The following is a 13,448-nucleotide window of genomic DNA, read 5'->3' as shown; positions in this document are numbered from 1 at the left end:
GCCGATGCACCCGTTCTGGATCACCGCCTTCCTCGACAGCGCTCCGGCGCACCACCAGGAGACGGTGGGCTTCTGGCAGGAGGCGACCGGGTACGCCGTCTCGCCGCCGCGCGGCGCCCACGACGAGTTCGCCTCGCTGCTGGCGCCCGACGGCGACCCGTACCTCAAGGTGCAACGCCGCCACGCGGGCGCGGACCGGATCCACCTCGACCTGCACGTCACCGACCCGCTGGCCGCGGCCGACGCGGCGCGGGTGGCGGGCGCGACGATCGTCGCCGACCGTGGGTACGTCGTGATGGCCTCGCCCGCCGGCTTCGTGTTCTGCCTCGTCGACCACGCCGCGTCCCGGGTGCCGGCGGCCACGGTGCACGGGCACGGGTCAGCGTCGCGGGTGCGCCAGGTCGCGATCGACGTGCCGCGGGCGTCGTACGACAGGGAGCTGGCGTTCTGGACCGCCGTGACCGGGTGGTCGCTGCGGCAGTCCGTGGTCGCCGAGGAGTTCCACGTTCTCGACGCTCCCGCCGGCCATCCGCTCGGCTTGCTGGTCCAGCGTCTCGGCGCCGACGACACCGGAGAGGTCCGCGCGCACCTCGACTGGGGGACCACGGACCGCGCCGCGGAGACCGAGCGGCACCTCGGCCTCGGTGCGCGGGTGCTCGCGCAGCACCGCCACTGGACCGTGCTCGCCGACCCGAACGGGCGGGCCTACTGCCTCACGGACGTGGCGCCCTAGCGTGCAGTCGGGCTGAAGCCCGGCAGGAACTCCTGCATGATCGCGCGGAACGGTGCCTCGGCCTCGAGCTGGCTGAGCACGCCGACGCCGCCGAGCCAGGTGCGGTGGATCAGGACGTAGGACGGCGGCAGGTTGAGCTTGATGCTCACCGTGTAGGCCGGGTCCCTGGGGTTGTTGATCCTCTGGAACTGCTCGCGCATCCACTCCCGGCTGAACCGGAACCGCTCGACGAGGGTGGGGTCGACGAACGGCGCGAGGTAGTCCATGAGCAGCTCGGGCTCGATCTGGATGCGGTCCTTGAGGAAGCCCTCGGCTCGCAGCTCCGCGATCAGCCCGTCGCCGTCGCCGGCCGCGCACAGCGTGATCAGCCGGCCCATCGGCGCGGGCAGGCCGCGCTGCGGGAGCCGGGCCACGGCTCCGTAGTCGAGCACCCCGATCCGGCCGGGCGCGCCGTCGTCGTCGGGGATCACCCGGAAGTTGCCGGGGTGCGGGTCGGCGTGGAGGAGTCCGGTGCGGGCGGGCCCGGAGAACAGGAAGCGCGTGAAGATCTCGCCGTAGTGGTCGCGCTCCTCGGGCGTGCCGTCGGCGATGACCGACGCCAGTGATCCCGCGGAGTCGAGCCACTCGGTGACCAGGACGCGGGGACCGACGGCGACGACGTCGGGTACGACGATGTGCGGGTCGTCGCGGAACGCCTGCGCGAACTCCCGCTGCGCCTCGGCCTCGAGGTCGTAGTCGAGCTCCTCGCGGGCCCGGGCCTGGACCTCCTCGACGAGCGGCTTCATGTCGACCCCGGGGATGAGGGGCCCGATCGCCCGGGCCGCCCGGGCCAGGGTGCGCAGGTCGGCCATCAGCGCGTCGCCGGCGTTGGGGTACTGGACCTTCACCGCGACCCGGCGGCCGTCGTACCACCGGCCCTCGTGGACCTGCCCGATGCTCGCGGCCGCCGTCGGTGCCCCGTCGAGCCAGACCAGGCGGTCCTTCCAGTCCACGCCGAGGTCCTCGGTGAGGATCGTGCGCACGGTCTGGGTGGGCATCGGGGGAGCGGAGTCCTGGAGCCGGGTGAGCTGCTCGCGGTACGGCGCCGCCATCTCCTCCGGGAGCGCCGACTCGAGCACGCTCAGCGCCTGCCCGAACTTCATCGCGCCGCCCTTGAGCTCGCCGAGCGTCCGGAACAGCTGCTCCGCCGTCCGCTGCTGGATCTCGCTCATCACCGCCTCGGGAGCCGCGCCGCCCAGGCGCTTCCCGAACCCGAGCGCCGTGCGACCGGCGTACCCGAGGGGGAGTGCCGCGAGCCGCGCGGTGCGCGCCGCGGCCTTCCGGGGAAGGTCAGCCATGGCCCCATTGTCGGGCATGGGGCAACCTGCTTCAGCGGTACGCGTCGACCCGGATCTCCGCGGCCCGCGCCTCCTGCTGGTCGCGCACGCACTTGGCGAGCGCGAAGGAGGAGTTCACGAGGAAGAGCGCGCCGAGGCAGAGGAACGCGCGGATCCAGCCGTCGACCGGCAGGAAGTAGATGCCGCCGACCATGAACACCAGCGCGGCGGCGAAGGAGATGGCGGACTGGAGGTAGAAGGCGTACGTCGTCTTGGTCATGCGACGAGGGTGGCGGCTGTGTGCGGCGGGTGACGTGAGTACACCTGCTCAACGGGGATGGCCCGTTGGGAGGTGTCGGTCGTGCGAGGTCAGTCCGCCGGGCCGAGGGTGCGCCCGCCGGCACCCGGGGCGGGCTCCTTGAGCTCCACGAACAGCACGTGGGTCGGGGTGTCGCCGATGTTCTCCCCGTGGTGCTCCTGTGCCGGCAGCCAGCCCACCGTCCCTGCCGTCATCTCCACCTCGCGCTGCTGGTCACCGGCGACCAGCCGGCGGCGGAAGGACGACAGCGTGTACATCACGCTGTCCGGGTGCGCGTGCGGCGTGGTCCGCGCACCCGGCTCGTCGCGGTACTCCAGCACCCGCACGCGGTCGTTCTCGAAGACCACCGTGTAGTGGTCCGGGTTGCTCGTCACCGGGTCCTCGGCCATCACCCGACCATCGCACCGCGCGACGGTCGTGACCATGGCCCGAACGGGTCAGGCGGCGGAGGTGGTCAGGCGGTCTCGGGGAACGGGATGCCGGTGTTCGCGTGGCAGCGGTAGCCGTTGGGCACCTTGTGCAGGTACTGCTGATGGTGCGGCTCGGCGTAGTAGTACGCGCCGGCCGGCTCGATCTCGGTCGTGATGTCGCCGTAGCCGCGGCGGGCGATCTCGTCGCCGTAGACCTTGGTCAGCTCGCGCGCGACCTGCTCCTGCTCGGGGGTCGTGTAGTAGATCGCCGAGCGGTACTGGGTGCCGACGTCGTTGCCCTGGCGCATGCCCTGGGTGGGGTCGTGGACCACGAAGAACTGCTTGACCAGGTCGGCGTAGGAGACCCGGTCGGGGTCGAAGACGATCCGGACGGCCTCGGTGTGGCCGGTGCGGCCGCTGCAGACCTCCTCGTACGTCGGGTTCGGGCTGGTCCCGCCGGCGTACCCGACCGACGTCGACCAGACGCCGGGGACCTGCCAGTAGATCTCCTCGGCGCCCCAGAAGCAGCCGAGGCCGAAGATCGCGACCTCGAGGCCGTCGGGCACGTCGTCGGTGACCAGCGGGGTGCCCAGGACCTCGTGCTGCGCGGGGAGGGGGAACGCCGGGGTGGGGCGGCCGGGCAGTGCCTCGGCGGGGTCGACCAGCTCGGTCTTGCGGCGGGAGAACATGGGTCCATTCTCTCCCGGCGCGCAAGGGGGCTCAGGCGGCGCCGTGCGCGGCGCACCAGGCGTCGCGCTTCGTCGGCCTCGCGACGAAGAACGCGCGGATCAGCTGCGCCTGCAGGGCCGCGTAGACCTCGATCTCCTTCTCGACCAGGCGCTTGGCCGCGGGGGTCCGCGCCAGCACCAGCGCCTCGGCGTTGCGCCAGACCATCTCGCGCCAGCCGCGCATGATCACGCCGGCGACCGCCTCCTCGGCGGTGCCGGCGTCGATGTCGTCGAAGGTCGGGTCGAAGCGTGCGGCCTCCTCGGCGAACACCGGGGCGTAGAGGCTGTCGAGGCGGTTGTTGTAGCGGTTGTGGTCGGCCTTGTGGCTGCCGTCCGGACCGGTGAGGCCGACCGTCGCCAACACGTGCGGGAAGTCGCTGTTGATGTGGGCGTTCATGGCGAGCAGGAAGTTGCCCAGCCCGCTCATCGCCCGGTCGTCCTCGGCCTGGAGCGCGATCCGCCACGCGGCCGGGATGCCCGTGCGGTCGCCCGCGGCCCATCGTGCGGTGGTGTCGAAGTACATCTGCGCGAACACCGCGTCGACGCGGTTGAGCCAGGCGCGGTCCGCGAAGTACCCGCTGCGGACCGCGTCACGGACGTTCTCGGTCACCCGGAGGTAGGCCAGCGAGAAGATCGCGCTGTGCGAGCAGCTGCTCGCGAGGCCGTCGAGCCGGGTCTGCATCCGGGCGACCACGTCGTCGATGCACGCGTCGGCCCCGCTGACGCAGACCTCACCGGTGTAGGGCGTCGCGGGGACCGGCAGCGGAGCCAGCAGGGCGACCACGGCGTCCAGCGGTGGCAGGAGCAGGGCGCGCAGCGGGTCCGGGTCGTCGCCGTAGCCGGTCGCCGTGGCGGGTGCGGGCGCCGCGACGGTGGTGACGGCGAGCAGGCAGGGCAGGACGACGGCGGCCAGGAGCCGGGTGAGGGCGGTCACACGCCGGAAACGAGCGAATGCTCGCTTTGGTCACGGGACGACGCCGCCTGAGTAGGCTCGAACGGTGAGCGACAACCACATCGACGAGCACCTCGACGGCGCCGGCTTCGAGACCCGGGCCATCCACGCCGGCTACGCACCCGACCCGACCACCGGTGCGGTGATCCCGCCCATCTACGCGACCTCGACCTACGCCCAGGACGGCGTGGGCGGGCTGCGCAACGGCTACGAGTACAGCCGCTCGGCCAACCCCACGCGCACGGCGCTGGAGTCGACCCTGGCGGCGCTCGAGGGAGGGGCGCACGGGTACGCCTTCGCCTCCGGCCTCGCGGCCGAGGACACCCTGATCCGCGCGCTGTGCAAGCCGGGCGACCACGTGGTCCTGCCCAATGACGCCTACGGCGGCACGTTCCGCCTCTTCGACAAGGTCGCGACGGTCTGGGGCGTCGAGCACAGCCCGGCGCCGGTGACCGACGTCGACGCGGTGCGCGCGGCGATCAAGCCTGGCGTCACGCGGATGGTGTGGGTCGAGACGCCGACCAACCCGCTGCTGTCGATCGGTGACATCGAGGCGCTCGCCGCTGTGGCCCACGACGCGGGCGCCCTGCTCGTCGTCGACAACACCTTCGCGTCGTCGTACCTCCAGCAGCCGCTGGCCCTCGGCGCCGACGTGGTCGTCCACTCGACGACGAAGTACGCCGGCGGCCACTCCGACGTCGTCGGCGGTGCGCTCGTCGTGGACGACGACGCGCTGGCCGAGCGGATCGGGTTCCACCAGAACTCCATCGGCGGCGTGGCCGGCCCGTTCGACTCGTGGCTGGTGCTGCGTGGCCTCAAGACCCTCGCGCTGCGGATGGAGCGCCACAGCGACAACGCCGAGAAGGTCGCCGACTTCCTGGGCAGCCACCCGGCGGTCAGCCAGGTGATCTACCCCGGACTCGCCGACCACCCCGGCCACGCCGTCGCCAGCCGTCAGATGAAGCGCTACGGCGGCATGGTCTCCTTCCGCGTCAAGGGCGGCGAGGAGCAGGCGCTCGCGATCTGTGCGGCGACGAAGGTCTTCACCCTGGGCGAGTCGCTCGGCGGCGTCGAGTCGCTGATCGAGCACCCGGGCCGGATGACCCACGCCAGCGTCGCGGGCACCGACCTCGAGGTCCCGGCCGACCTGGTCCGGCTCAGCGTCGGCATCGAGACCTCCGAGGACCAGCTCGCCGATCTCGACCGGGCGCTGGCCTCCACGACCTGAACCGACCGTCTAGCCTGACCGGGTGACCAGCGACGGCGCGACCGAGTCCGCAGAGGCGAGCGAGCCCGAGGAGGAGGCGCCGCCGCTGGGCCCCGAGCCCGACGAGCGCGACGAACGCGACGAGCGGCTGTTCCGCCGCTTCGCCCACCAGTGGGCGCTGCTGCGCGAGGAGCGCGACGAGCGACGGCACGAGCCGCCGTCGTTCAGCACCGGTCCCTCGAACCTGCGCCGAGCGGAGGTTCCCTACGGGCTCGACCTGGCGGCCGGCTGGGCCTGGCGCCTGCTGCTGATCGCCGGGGCGGGCTACCTGCTGCTGTGGCTCGTCGGCTACTTCGCCGTGGTCACCGTGCCACTCGCCGTCGCGCTGCTGATCAGCGCGCTGGCGGCGCCGTTCGCGCAGGGGGTCAACCGCGCCGGCCTGCCGCGCGGGCTGTCGGCCCTGCTCGTGGTGATCACGGGGTTCGTGGTGGTCGGCATGCTGCTGACCTTCGCCGGCCAGCAGGTCGCGGCCGGCGCCAACGACCTCGCGGACTCGACGGTCCAGGGTCTGCAGGAGATCCGCGACTGGCTGCGGGACGGGCCGCTGCACGCCAGCGACTCGCAGATCAACGACTACATCAAGAGCGCCCAGGACCTGATCACCGAGCGGTCCAAGGACGGCAAGGTGATCACGCAGGTCACCGAGGTCGGCGCCGCGCTCGGCCACGTCGTGGCCGGGTTCTTCATCGCGCTCTTCGCGACCTACTTCTTCCTCGCCGACGGCGACCGGATCTGGTCGTGGGTGGTCCGGCTGGCGCCGCGCGCCGCCCGGGAGCGGGTCGACAGCTCGGGCCGGGTGGCCTGGCTGTCGCTGGTCCAGTTCGTCCGGGCCACCGTCGTGGTCGCGCTGGTCGACGCGACCGGCATCGCGATCGGCGCCGCGATCCTCAAGGTGCCGTTCGTGCTGGCGATCGGCGTCCTGGTCTTCCTCGGCGCCTTCGTGCCGATGATCGGTGCGACCATCGCCGGCAGCGTCGCGATCCTGGTCGCGCTCGTCGACCAGGGACCGGTGACCGCGCTGCTGATGCTCGCCGTGGTGATCGGCGTGCAGCAGCTCGAGGGCCACGTGCTGCAGCCGTTCCTGCTCGGCCGGTGGGTCTCGTTGCACCCGCTCGGCGTGATCCTGGCGATCGCCTGCGGCGTGCTGGTCGCGGGCGTGGCGGGCGCGCTGGTCGCCGTACCGCTGGCTGCGGCGGCGAACGCCGTGGTGCTGCACCTGGCCGAGATGGCCGAAATGGCCGAACCGCCGGCCTCCGAGGAGGAGACCGGCGGTCCGGAGGAAGAACCTCAGCCGGCGTAGGGCTTCGCGTCGAGGATGACGACCGTCTGGGTCTTGCCGTTGACCTCGTAGGAGACGGTGTCGCCCTTGCTGCGGCCGTTGATGGCCTGGCCCAGCGGCGACTGCGGCGAGTAGACGGTCAGGCCCTCGGGGTCGATCTCGCGCGCGCCGAGGAGGAAGGACTCCGCCTCGTCGTCGTCATCGCCCTCGAACTTGTAGGTCACGACCATGCCCGGCTCGACGACACCGTCGTCGGGAGGCGTCTCGCCCACCTCGGCACGACGGAGCATGTCCTTGAGCTGGAGGATGCGGGCCTCGTTCTTGCCCTGCTCCTCGCGCGCGGCGTGGTAGCCGCCGTTCTCCTTCAGGTCACCCTCGTCGCGCGCAGCACTGATCTCGGCAACGATCTCGGCGCGGCGGGGCCCCTGGAGGTGCTCCAGCTCGGCCTGCAGCTTGTCGTAGGCGTCCTGGGTCAGCCAGATCGTGTTCTGGCCGCTCTGGTCGGTCTGCGTCATGGGTGCTCCTGCACATGCTCGTTCGCGTACCCGTCCGGGTACATGAACGATCGAGTCTACCGGTAGCGGGTCTGTCCGGCGGTCTTGCAGCCGATCCACTCGACCGTCGTGGCCCGGCGCTCGGTGCGCACGGTCACCTCCTGCACGGCCTCCTCGTCGCGTCCCGGGGTGAACGACTGCTCGCCGACGACCGCCTTGTCGTGGGAGATCGCGCGGGCCACGCAGGTCGCGTCGACCGGGCCGTCGCCGTAGGTCACCCGGACCCGGATCGTCGCCGTGTGGTCGTCGACCACCTCGTGCCCGATCTCCTCGGAGGAGACGGCCGGGTTGGCGTGGAAGAGCATCGCCCACAGCAACCAGCCGAGGAAGACGACCACGACCGTGCCGGCGCCGACCACGACGGCCGTGCGCCGACCGCGCGACGGAGCGCCGTAGCGCTGGGCCAGGTTGCCGGGGGAGGTGCTCACCGATCCATGGTCCCATGAGGGCGATCCCTACGATGGTGCGCATGCCCACCTCGCACGCGCCTGCCACCGACCGCTCCGGGCTGCGGTTGATGCACGTCCACGCCCACCCCGACGACGAGTCGAGCAAGGGCGCCGCGTCGACGGCGATGTACGCCGCCCAGGGTGCCGACGTCCGCGTCGTCACCTGCACCGGCGGCGAGCGCGGCTCCATCCTCAACCCGAAGATGGACCGCCCGGACATCCTCGAGAACATCACCGAGGTGCGCCGCCAGGAGATGGAGCGGGCCCGCGACATCCTCGGGATCTCGCAGTCCTGGCTGGGGTTCATCGACTCCGGCTGGCCCGACGGCGACCCGAAGCCGCCGCTGCCCGAGGGCTGCTTCGGCCTCGTGCCGCTCGAGGAGGCGGCCGAGCGGCTGGTGCGGCAGATCCGCGAGTTCCGGCCGCACGTCGTGACGACGTACGACGAGCGCGGCGGCTACCCGCACCCCGACCACATCCGCTGCCACGAGGTGAGCGTCGCGGCCTTCGAGGCGGCCGGCGACCCCGAGCGGTTCCCCGACGCGGGGGAGCCGTGGCAGCCGCTGAAGCTCTACTACCACCACTCGTTCAACCGGCCGCGGATGCAGGCGCTGCACGACGCGATGCTCGCCCACGGCCTGGAGTCGCCGTGGGAGGAGCGCCTCAAGGAGTGGAAGCCGGAGCCCGAGTGGGACGCCCGGATCACCACCCGCGTGCCCTGCGCCGACTACTTCGGCGTCCGTGACCAGGCGCTCCTCGCGCACGCCACCCAGATCGACCCCGACGGCTTCTGGTTCGCGATCCCGCGCGAGCTGCAGCAGGAGGTGTGGCCCACGGAGGACTTCGAGCTCGTCGTGAGCCACGTCGCCTCCTCGACGCCCGAGGACGACCTCTTCGCCGGCGTCACCCCCGACGCCTGACACACTGAGGTCATGCATGCCGTCGTCGCCACCGTCGTCTCCGCCGTGGCCGCCAAGGACAAGCCGGTCGACCAGGACACCAACATCGTGGCGGGCTGGACGGCGTTCTGGATCTTCCTGCTGCTGATCGCCGCCGTCGTGGTGATCGGCTTCGCGCTGACCCGCAGCCTGCGCACCGCGGCCCGGGCCAAGGACGCGGGGGTGTACGGCGACGAGCCGGTCGACGACGCCCCGGAGTCCGCGGAGGAGTGAACCGGTGATCGGTCTCGACCAGCTCCTCGGCTTCGGCCTGGCCGCGCTGGTCCTGATCGTCATCCCCGGCCCGAGCGTGGTCTTCGTGGTCGGCCGTGCGGTGTCCTACGGCCAACGGGTGGCGCTGGCCAGCGTGCTCGGCAACACGGCCGGCCTGCTCCTCGTCATGGTGCTCGTGTGTCTCGGCCTGGGCGCGATCGTCGCCGAGTCACAGCTGGTCTTCACGCTCATCAAGCTCGCCGGCGCGGCCTTCCTGGTCTGGCTCGGCATCCAGGCGCTGCGGCACCGCCGCGAGATGCGGATGGGCAGCGGCGAGGCCCGCACACCGCTGTCGTGGCGCACGGCCCTGCGGCAGGGCTTCGTGGTCGGGGTGAGCAACCCGAAGGGCTTCATGATGTTCGCGGCGCTGCTGCCGCCGTTCGTCGACCGCTCGGCCGGTGCCGCCTCGGTCCCGGCACAGATGCTGAGCCTGGGACTGGTCGCGATCACGATCGGCCTGCTCTGCGACTCGACCTGGGCCCTGGCCGCCGGCCGGGCGCGCGACTGGTTCGTCGCCTCCGAGCGGCGCGGCAGCGCGCTCGGTGCGATCGGCGGGACGTCGATGATCGGGCTCGGCGTGGGCATGGCCCTCACCGGTCACGCGAGCAGGTAGCCGCCCACCAGCGCCAGCACCTCGTCGAGCAGCTGGTCGCGGGTGACCGCCTCGGGCTGGTCGAGCACCCAGCGCATGGCGAGGTTCTCGATCGCCAGCACCACGACCCAGGCGGTGACCGCGGGGTTCGGTCGGGTGGTGGTGCCGGGCCGGGCGGCGAGGTACGTCGTCACGAGCTCCCGCACCCGGCGCTCCAGCGCAGCTCGGCGTTCGCGGTTGCGCTGCACGGGCAGCTCCTCGGCCACGACGCGCAGCAGCTCGCGGTCGGCCTCCAGGGCGGTGAGCAGGGCGTCTGCCGTGTCCCGCACCATCGCCGGGCCGAACTCGCCGATCCGGTCGGCCAGCGAGGCGGCGACCCGGTCGGCGACCTCCTCCCAGTACCGGTCGATGACGACCTCGAGGATCGCGGCCTTGTCGGGGAAGTACTGGTAGAGCGAGCCGGGACTCACGCCCGCGACGGTCGCGACCCGGTTGGTGCTGAAGGCGTCGTACCCACGCTCGACGAGGACCGTGCGCCCGGCAGCGACGATCCGCTCGACCATCTCCCGGGACCGGGCCTGCTGCGGGGCCTTGCGCACGTGAGGACTGTAGGGGCTCAGGCAGTGCGGCTGGTCAGCAGGCGGCGCTTGGCGGCGTACATCCGGGCGTCGGCCTCGAGCAGGGCGTCGGGGAGCAGGCCGATGTCGGTGACCGGGGCGGTGCCGACGCTGGCGCGGCGTCCGACCGCGGCGGCGAGCCGGGCGTGCAGGTCGTCGGGGGACAGGCCGGGGGCGAGGACGGCGAACTCGTCGCCGCCCAGCCGGGCCACCACGTCGGTGCCCCGCACCGCCGTGGACAGCGCGTTCGCGAGGCGGCGGATGAAGGCGTCACCGGCGCTGTGGCCGTTGGTGTCGTTGACGAGCTTGAGGCCGTCGAGGTCGACGAAGCCGACGGCGGCGGGCGTGCCGGGCGCCCAGCGCGTGCGCGCCTGCTCGAAGAAGCCGCGCCGGTTCCACAGCCCCGTGAGCTCGTCGGTCGTGGCCAGGTGGTGGGTCGCCTCGCGCAGGGCGACGGCGGAGGCGAGCTGGTCGTGGACGGCGAGCTTGTCGAGCGCGACCGAGGTGGCGTTGGCCAGCCCCTGGAGCAGGGCGACCTCGGCGTCGGTGGCGGTGTGGTGCTCGGCCCAGTAGGCGCCGATCGCGGCGATCGGGTCCAGGGTGCGCACCGGCATCATCACCAGGCTCTGGACGAACGTCGGCCGGTACGCCTCGTGGGGGATCCGGTCGTCGAGGTAGATGTCGGGGATGACCACGTGCTGCCTGTGGAGCATGGCCCAGCCGCTGATGCAGGCCTCGAGGGGGAAGCGGTGGCCCTTCCAGAGCGGGGCGATCGCGTCCTCGTCGGCGTAGAAGCACTGCTCGCCGTCGCGCAGCACGAAGGTCGCGCCGTCGCAGTCGGCGAGCTCGCGCGCCGCGGTCCGCACGACCTCCTGGACGCTCGGCAGGTCGGCGGCCATCGACAGCTCCTGCACGGCGAGCAGCAGGCGGTCCAGCTGGGCGGGCTCCATGGCGACATCCTTCCATTCGCGAGTTGAATGCGAGCAAATACTCGCGTCAGGATGGTGGCATGAGCACCGACGTGGCCCAGCCGCTCCCGCAGCCGCTCCCGCAGCCCTTCCCGTCCCGGTTCCGTGCCGGTGGGGAGCGCAACCGCCGCCTGGGCCGCCCGCTCAAGGTGGTCGGGCGGGTGCGGGGCACCGACGAGGCGCTGCTCGAGCGGATCGGGCGCGCGATGCTCGAGCGCGACGAGCTCGGCGCGGCCCTCGCGGACGCGATCCGGTTGCGAGGGGACGACCCCGGCCGGGTCCGGATGGACCAGTTCCGCAGGGCGCTCGAGGGCGGCCTGGTCGCCGTCCCCGATGCGCCACCGGCCCTCGTCGCCTTCCTCGCCGAGCTCGAGCAGGACCCCGCGTGGCTCGACCGCGACCTCGTCGAGGAGGGAGCCCGGGTCTTCCGGCGGCTCGGGCAGAACGCCCAGGACGTGCTGCTCCAGCTCTCGCTCGTCGGCGGGTACCGGTTCGGCGGTCCCACCGACCTGCTCGTCGCGACCGGTGGGCTGGCCGGTGCGCAGACCCTGCGCCGCCTCGCCGAGACCCAGAAGTGGGGCGCCAGCCTCACCGACCCGGGCTCCCTCGCGGCGCCGCGCGCGGGCCGCCCGCCGGGCGAGGGTTGGCGACTGACCGTCCACGTCCGGCTGATGCACGCGCTGGTCAACCACGCCTTCGAGGACACCTGGGACACCGCGCAGTGGGGGCTGCCGATCAACCAGGCCGACCAGGCCTCGACCCTCGGCCTGTTCGACGGGGTGCTGATCATCGGCTCCCGCGCCCTCGGCGTACCGATCTCGGCGTCGGAGTCCCGGGCCCTGATGCACCTGTGGAAGTACGTCGGCTGGCTGATGGGCGTCCACCCCGACTTCCTCGTCGACGACGAGTGGGAGCGGCACCGCATCGACTACCACGTGCTGCTCGCGCAGGGACCGCTCACCGAGGCCGGGCCCCAGCTGGCGCAGGCCGTCGTCGAGGCCCAGGCGCTGCGTCGCTATCCCGGCTGGCCGGCGGCGCTGCAGGCGGCGCGTGCCCGCTACGAACGAGAGCGCCTGCTCTCGATGCTGACGGTCTTCCTCGGCCCCGAGAGCATGCGCGAGCTCGGCCTGCCGATGCGGCCGCCGTGGGCGCACGCCTACCTGGTGGTGCTCAACACGCTGCGCTACCGCGTGCTCAAGCGGCTGCCCGGCGGCCCCGACCGACTCGCCCGGTGGGGCGGGCGGCGGGCGCAGTGGCTGCTCGACAGCTACTTCCAGGGCGACGCGGAGGACGTCGGCGAGCTCAGGGCGTGATCGTGGCGGGCTCGCCGGTGTCGCGGACCAGGTAGACCCACGGGAAGGCGCGGCAGCCGACCTGCCACCCGTCCTTCTCGTGGCGGCCCAGGCTGCCGCTCCACACGACCCGCTTGTGCTCCCACTGCGTGGCGGTGCGGACCATCCGGTGCCGCAGCAGGCCGGCGCCGACGGTGTGCCAGCCGAGGCGGCCGGCGAGCTCGAGCTCCTGCATCTCGTCGAACGCCGTGACCGGTCCGAGCCAGCGCTCCTCGGGGCTGTCGGCGGGGTTGCCGGCGGGCTCGCGGCCGAAGCGCTGCTGGGCGGCCTGCCGGGTCAGGCCCAGGGTGCTGCCGATGGCCGACCAGCTGTGTCCGCCGGCGCGGGCGGCGTTGACCGCCTGCTGGAGCAGGTCGGCGGTGACCAGGTCCGCGTCCGCCGTACGACGGACCAGGGCGAGCTGGTCCTGCGCGTCGGCGCCGCTCAGGATCGCGCGGCCGATGGCCTCGGCGAGGTCGCTCACCGCTGGTCCTCGTCGCGGCTGGGCAGCCACATGCCGTCGTCCTTCCGCTTGCGCAGGCGGGCGGACATCGTGGCGACGCCGATCAGGACGAGTGCGACCCCGGCGCCCTGGCCGAACCCGCGCAGGAGGCCGTGGAGGGAGAGGGTGCTGGTGATCAGCGCGACGCCGAGCAGGATCAGGACGAGGGACTTGTCGGGCATATGTCAACGATCTCTTGACGCATCCTGGATGTCAACCT

At 72.5% G+C, this 13,448-nt stretch carries 18 protein-coding genes; 7 read left to right on the top strand and 11 right to left on the bottom strand.

Annotated elements, in window-relative coordinates; genetic code table 11:
• Positions 1-4 precede the first annotated feature (4 nt).
• Complete coding sequence (locus BJ958_RS13495) at positions 5-733, top strand: VOC family protein (RefSeq protein ID WP_179727299.1); 729 nt, start codon at positions 5-7, stop codon at positions 731-733.
• Here BJ958_RS13495 and BJ958_RS13490 read toward each other — a convergent pair.
• The 5 genes from BJ958_RS13490 to BJ958_RS13470 form a co-directional block, all read right to left on the bottom strand.
• On the bottom strand, positions 730-2,070 hold the full coding sequence (locus BJ958_RS13490; protein WP_179727298.1) for an ABC1 kinase family protein: 1,341 nt from the start codon (positions 2,068-2,070) through the stop codon (positions 730-732). The two genes, BJ958_RS13495 and BJ958_RS13490, sit on opposite strands and share 4 nt — an antisense overlap.
• Positions 2,071-2,101: 31 nt before the next feature.
• Positions 2,102-2,329, bottom strand: a complete 228-nt coding sequence (locus BJ958_RS13485) for a YiaA/YiaB family inner membrane protein (protein WP_141797677.1) — start codon at positions 2,327-2,329, stop codon at positions 2,102-2,104.
• 89 nt (positions 2,330-2,418) lie between these two features.
• A complete protein-coding gene (locus BJ958_RS13480) occupies positions 2,419-2,757 on the bottom strand; it encodes a cupin domain-containing protein (RefSeq protein ID WP_179727297.1) in 339 nt (112 codons plus the stop codon).
• Between the two features lie 65 nt (positions 2,758-2,822).
• Positions 2,823-3,467 carry a peptide-methionine (S)-S-oxide reductase MsrA gene (msrA, locus tag BJ958_RS13475; RefSeq protein ID WP_179727296.1) on the bottom strand — a complete coding sequence of 215 codons (645 nt, stop codon included), beginning with the start codon at positions 3,465-3,467 and terminating at the stop codon, positions 2,823-2,825.
• 31 nt (positions 3,468-3,498) lie between these two features.
• Positions 3,499-4,440: a DUF5995 family protein gene (locus BJ958_RS13470; protein WP_179727295.1), complete on the bottom strand. Its 942-nt coding sequence runs from the start codon at positions 4,438-4,440 to the stop codon at positions 3,499-3,501.
• A gap of 64 nt (positions 4,441-4,504) precedes the next feature.
• Here BJ958_RS13470 and BJ958_RS13465 point away from each other — a divergent pair, with 64 nt between their 5' ends.
• Positions 4,505-5,686, top strand: a complete 1,182-nt coding sequence (locus BJ958_RS13465; RefSeq protein ID WP_179727294.1) for a cystathionine gamma-synthase — start codon at positions 4,505-4,507, stop codon at positions 5,684-5,686.
• 22 nt (positions 5,687-5,708) lie between these two features.
• Positions 5,709-7,025, top strand: coding sequence for an AI-2E family transporter (locus BJ958_RS13460; protein ID WP_179727293.1), 1,317 nt, complete (start codon positions 5,709-5,711; stop codon positions 7,023-7,025).
• On the opposite strand, the gene greA is transcribed toward BJ958_RS13460, so the two are convergent.
• Both greA and BJ958_RS13450 read right to left on the bottom strand, forming a co-directional pair.
• A complete protein-coding gene (greA, locus tag BJ958_RS13455) occupies positions 7,013-7,519 on the bottom strand; it encodes a transcription elongation factor GreA (protein WP_179727292.1) in 507 nt (168 codons plus the stop codon). The genes BJ958_RS13460 and greA overlap by 13 nt on opposite strands.
• A 56-nt stretch (positions 7,520-7,575) precedes the next feature.
• Entirely contained in the window at positions 7,576-7,986 is a 411-nt protein-coding gene (locus tag BJ958_RS13450) for a DUF4307 domain-containing protein (RefSeq protein WP_179727291.1), read from the bottom strand.
• A 32-nt stretch (positions 7,987-8,018) separates the two neighbouring features.
• On the opposite strand from BJ958_RS13450, the gene mca reads away from it, so the two are divergent.
• From mca to BJ958_RS13435, 3 genes are read left to right on the top strand one after another with little or no spacing between them, the layout of a single operon-like run.
• Positions 8,019-8,927: a mycothiol conjugate amidase Mca gene (gene mca / locus BJ958_RS13445; protein WP_218866342.1), complete on the top strand. Its 909-nt coding sequence runs from the start codon at positions 8,019-8,021 to the stop codon at positions 8,925-8,927.
• Positions 8,928-8,939: 12 nt separating this feature from the next.
• Positions 8,940-9,179, top strand: coding sequence for a hypothetical protein (locus tag BJ958_RS13440; RefSeq protein WP_179727289.1), 240 nt, complete (start codon positions 8,940-8,942; stop codon positions 9,177-9,179).
• A gap of 4 nt (positions 9,180-9,183) precedes the next feature.
• Positions 9,184-9,831: a LysE family transporter gene (locus BJ958_RS13435; RefSeq protein ID WP_179727288.1), complete on the top strand. Its 648-nt coding sequence runs from the start codon at positions 9,184-9,186 to the stop codon at positions 9,829-9,831.
• Here BJ958_RS13435 and BJ958_RS13430 read toward each other — a convergent pair.
• Together BJ958_RS13430 and BJ958_RS13425 are read right to left on the bottom strand one after the other, a co-directional pair.
• A complete protein-coding gene (locus BJ958_RS13430) occupies positions 9,816-10,409 on the bottom strand; it encodes a TetR family transcriptional regulator (RefSeq protein WP_273520771.1) in 594 nt (197 codons plus the stop codon). The two genes, BJ958_RS13435 and BJ958_RS13430, sit on opposite strands and share 16 nt — an antisense overlap.
• 17 nt (positions 10,410-10,426) lie before the next feature.
• Positions 10,427-11,377: a GGDEF domain-containing protein gene (locus tag BJ958_RS13425; RefSeq protein ID WP_179727287.1), complete on the bottom strand. Its 951-nt coding sequence runs from the start codon at positions 11,375-11,377 to the stop codon at positions 10,427-10,429.
• 59 nt (positions 11,378-11,436) lie between these two features.
• Here BJ958_RS13425 and BJ958_RS13420 point away from each other — a divergent pair, with 59 nt between their 5' ends.
• Positions 11,437-12,708 carry an oxygenase MpaB family protein gene (locus BJ958_RS13420; protein WP_179727286.1) on the top strand — a complete coding sequence of 424 codons (1,272 nt, stop codon included), beginning with the start codon at positions 11,437-11,439 and terminating at the stop codon, positions 12,706-12,708.
• Here the strand turns inward: BJ958_RS13420 and BJ958_RS13415 are convergent.
• Together BJ958_RS13415 and BJ958_RS13410 are read right to left on the bottom strand one after the other, a co-directional pair.
• Positions 12,698-13,210 (bottom strand): hypothetical protein, encoded by a 513-nt coding sequence (locus BJ958_RS13415; RefSeq protein ID WP_179727285.1) that lies wholly within the window; start codon positions 13,208-13,210, stop codon positions 12,698-12,700. The two genes, BJ958_RS13420 and BJ958_RS13415, sit on opposite strands and share 11 nt — an antisense overlap.
• Positions 13,207-13,410 (bottom strand): hypothetical protein, encoded by a 204-nt coding sequence (locus tag BJ958_RS13410; RefSeq protein WP_179727284.1) that lies wholly within the window; start codon positions 13,408-13,410, stop codon positions 13,207-13,209. Before BJ958_RS13410 ends, BJ958_RS13415 begins: the two co-directional genes overlap by 4 nt.
• Positions 13,411-13,448: the final 38 nt, after the last annotated feature.

The sequence above is a fragment of the Nocardioides kongjuensis genome, assembly GCF_013409625.1.
GTDB classification, from domain to species: domain Bacteria; phylum Actinomycetota; class Actinomycetes; order Propionibacteriales; family Nocardioidaceae; genus Nocardioides; species Nocardioides kongjuensis.
This window is presented reverse-complemented; position numbering and strand designations above follow the sequence as displayed.

Bases quoted from the DNA above. Each gene is read 5' to 3' on its own strand.
- BJ958_RS13495 (WP_179727299.1), top strand. From the start codon at position 5: ATGCACCCGTTCTGGATCACCGCCTTCCTCGACAGCGCTCCGGCGCAC.
- BJ958_RS13490 (WP_179727298.1), bottom strand. From the start codon at position 2,070: ATGGCTGACCTTCCCCGGAAGGCCGCGGCGCGCACCGCGCGGCTCGCG.
- BJ958_RS13485 (WP_141797677.1), bottom strand. From the start codon at position 2,329: ATGACCAAGACGACGTACGCCTTCTACCTCCAGTCCGCCATCTCCTTC.
- BJ958_RS13480 (WP_179727297.1), bottom strand. From the start codon at position 2,757: ATGGCCGAGGACCCGGTGACGAGCAACCCGGACCACTACACGGTGGTC.
- msrA (WP_179727296.1), bottom strand. From the start codon at position 3,467: ATGTTCTCCCGCCGCAAGACCGAGCTGGTCGACCCCGCCGAGGCACTG.
- greA (WP_179727292.1), bottom strand. From the start codon at position 7,519: ATGACGCAGACCGACCAGAGCGGCCAGAACACGATCTGGCTGACCCAG.
- mca (WP_218866342.1), top strand. From the start codon at position 8,019: ATGGTGCGCATGCCCACCTCGCACGCGCCTGCCACCGACCGCTCCGGG.
- BJ958_RS13440 (WP_179727289.1), top strand. From the start codon at position 8,940: ATGCATGCCGTCGTCGCCACCGTCGTCTCCGCCGTGGCCGCCAAGGAC.
- BJ958_RS13425 (WP_179727287.1), bottom strand. From the start codon at position 11,377: ATGGAGCCCGCCCAGCTGGACCGCCTGCTGCTCGCCGTGCAGGAGCTG.
- BJ958_RS13420 (WP_179727286.1), top strand. From the start codon at position 11,437: ATGAGCACCGACGTGGCCCAGCCGCTCCCGCAGCCGCTCCCGCAGCCC.
- BJ958_RS13410 (WP_179727284.1), bottom strand. From the start codon at position 13,410: ATGCCCGACAAGTCCCTCGTCCTGATCCTGCTCGGCGTCGCGCTGATC.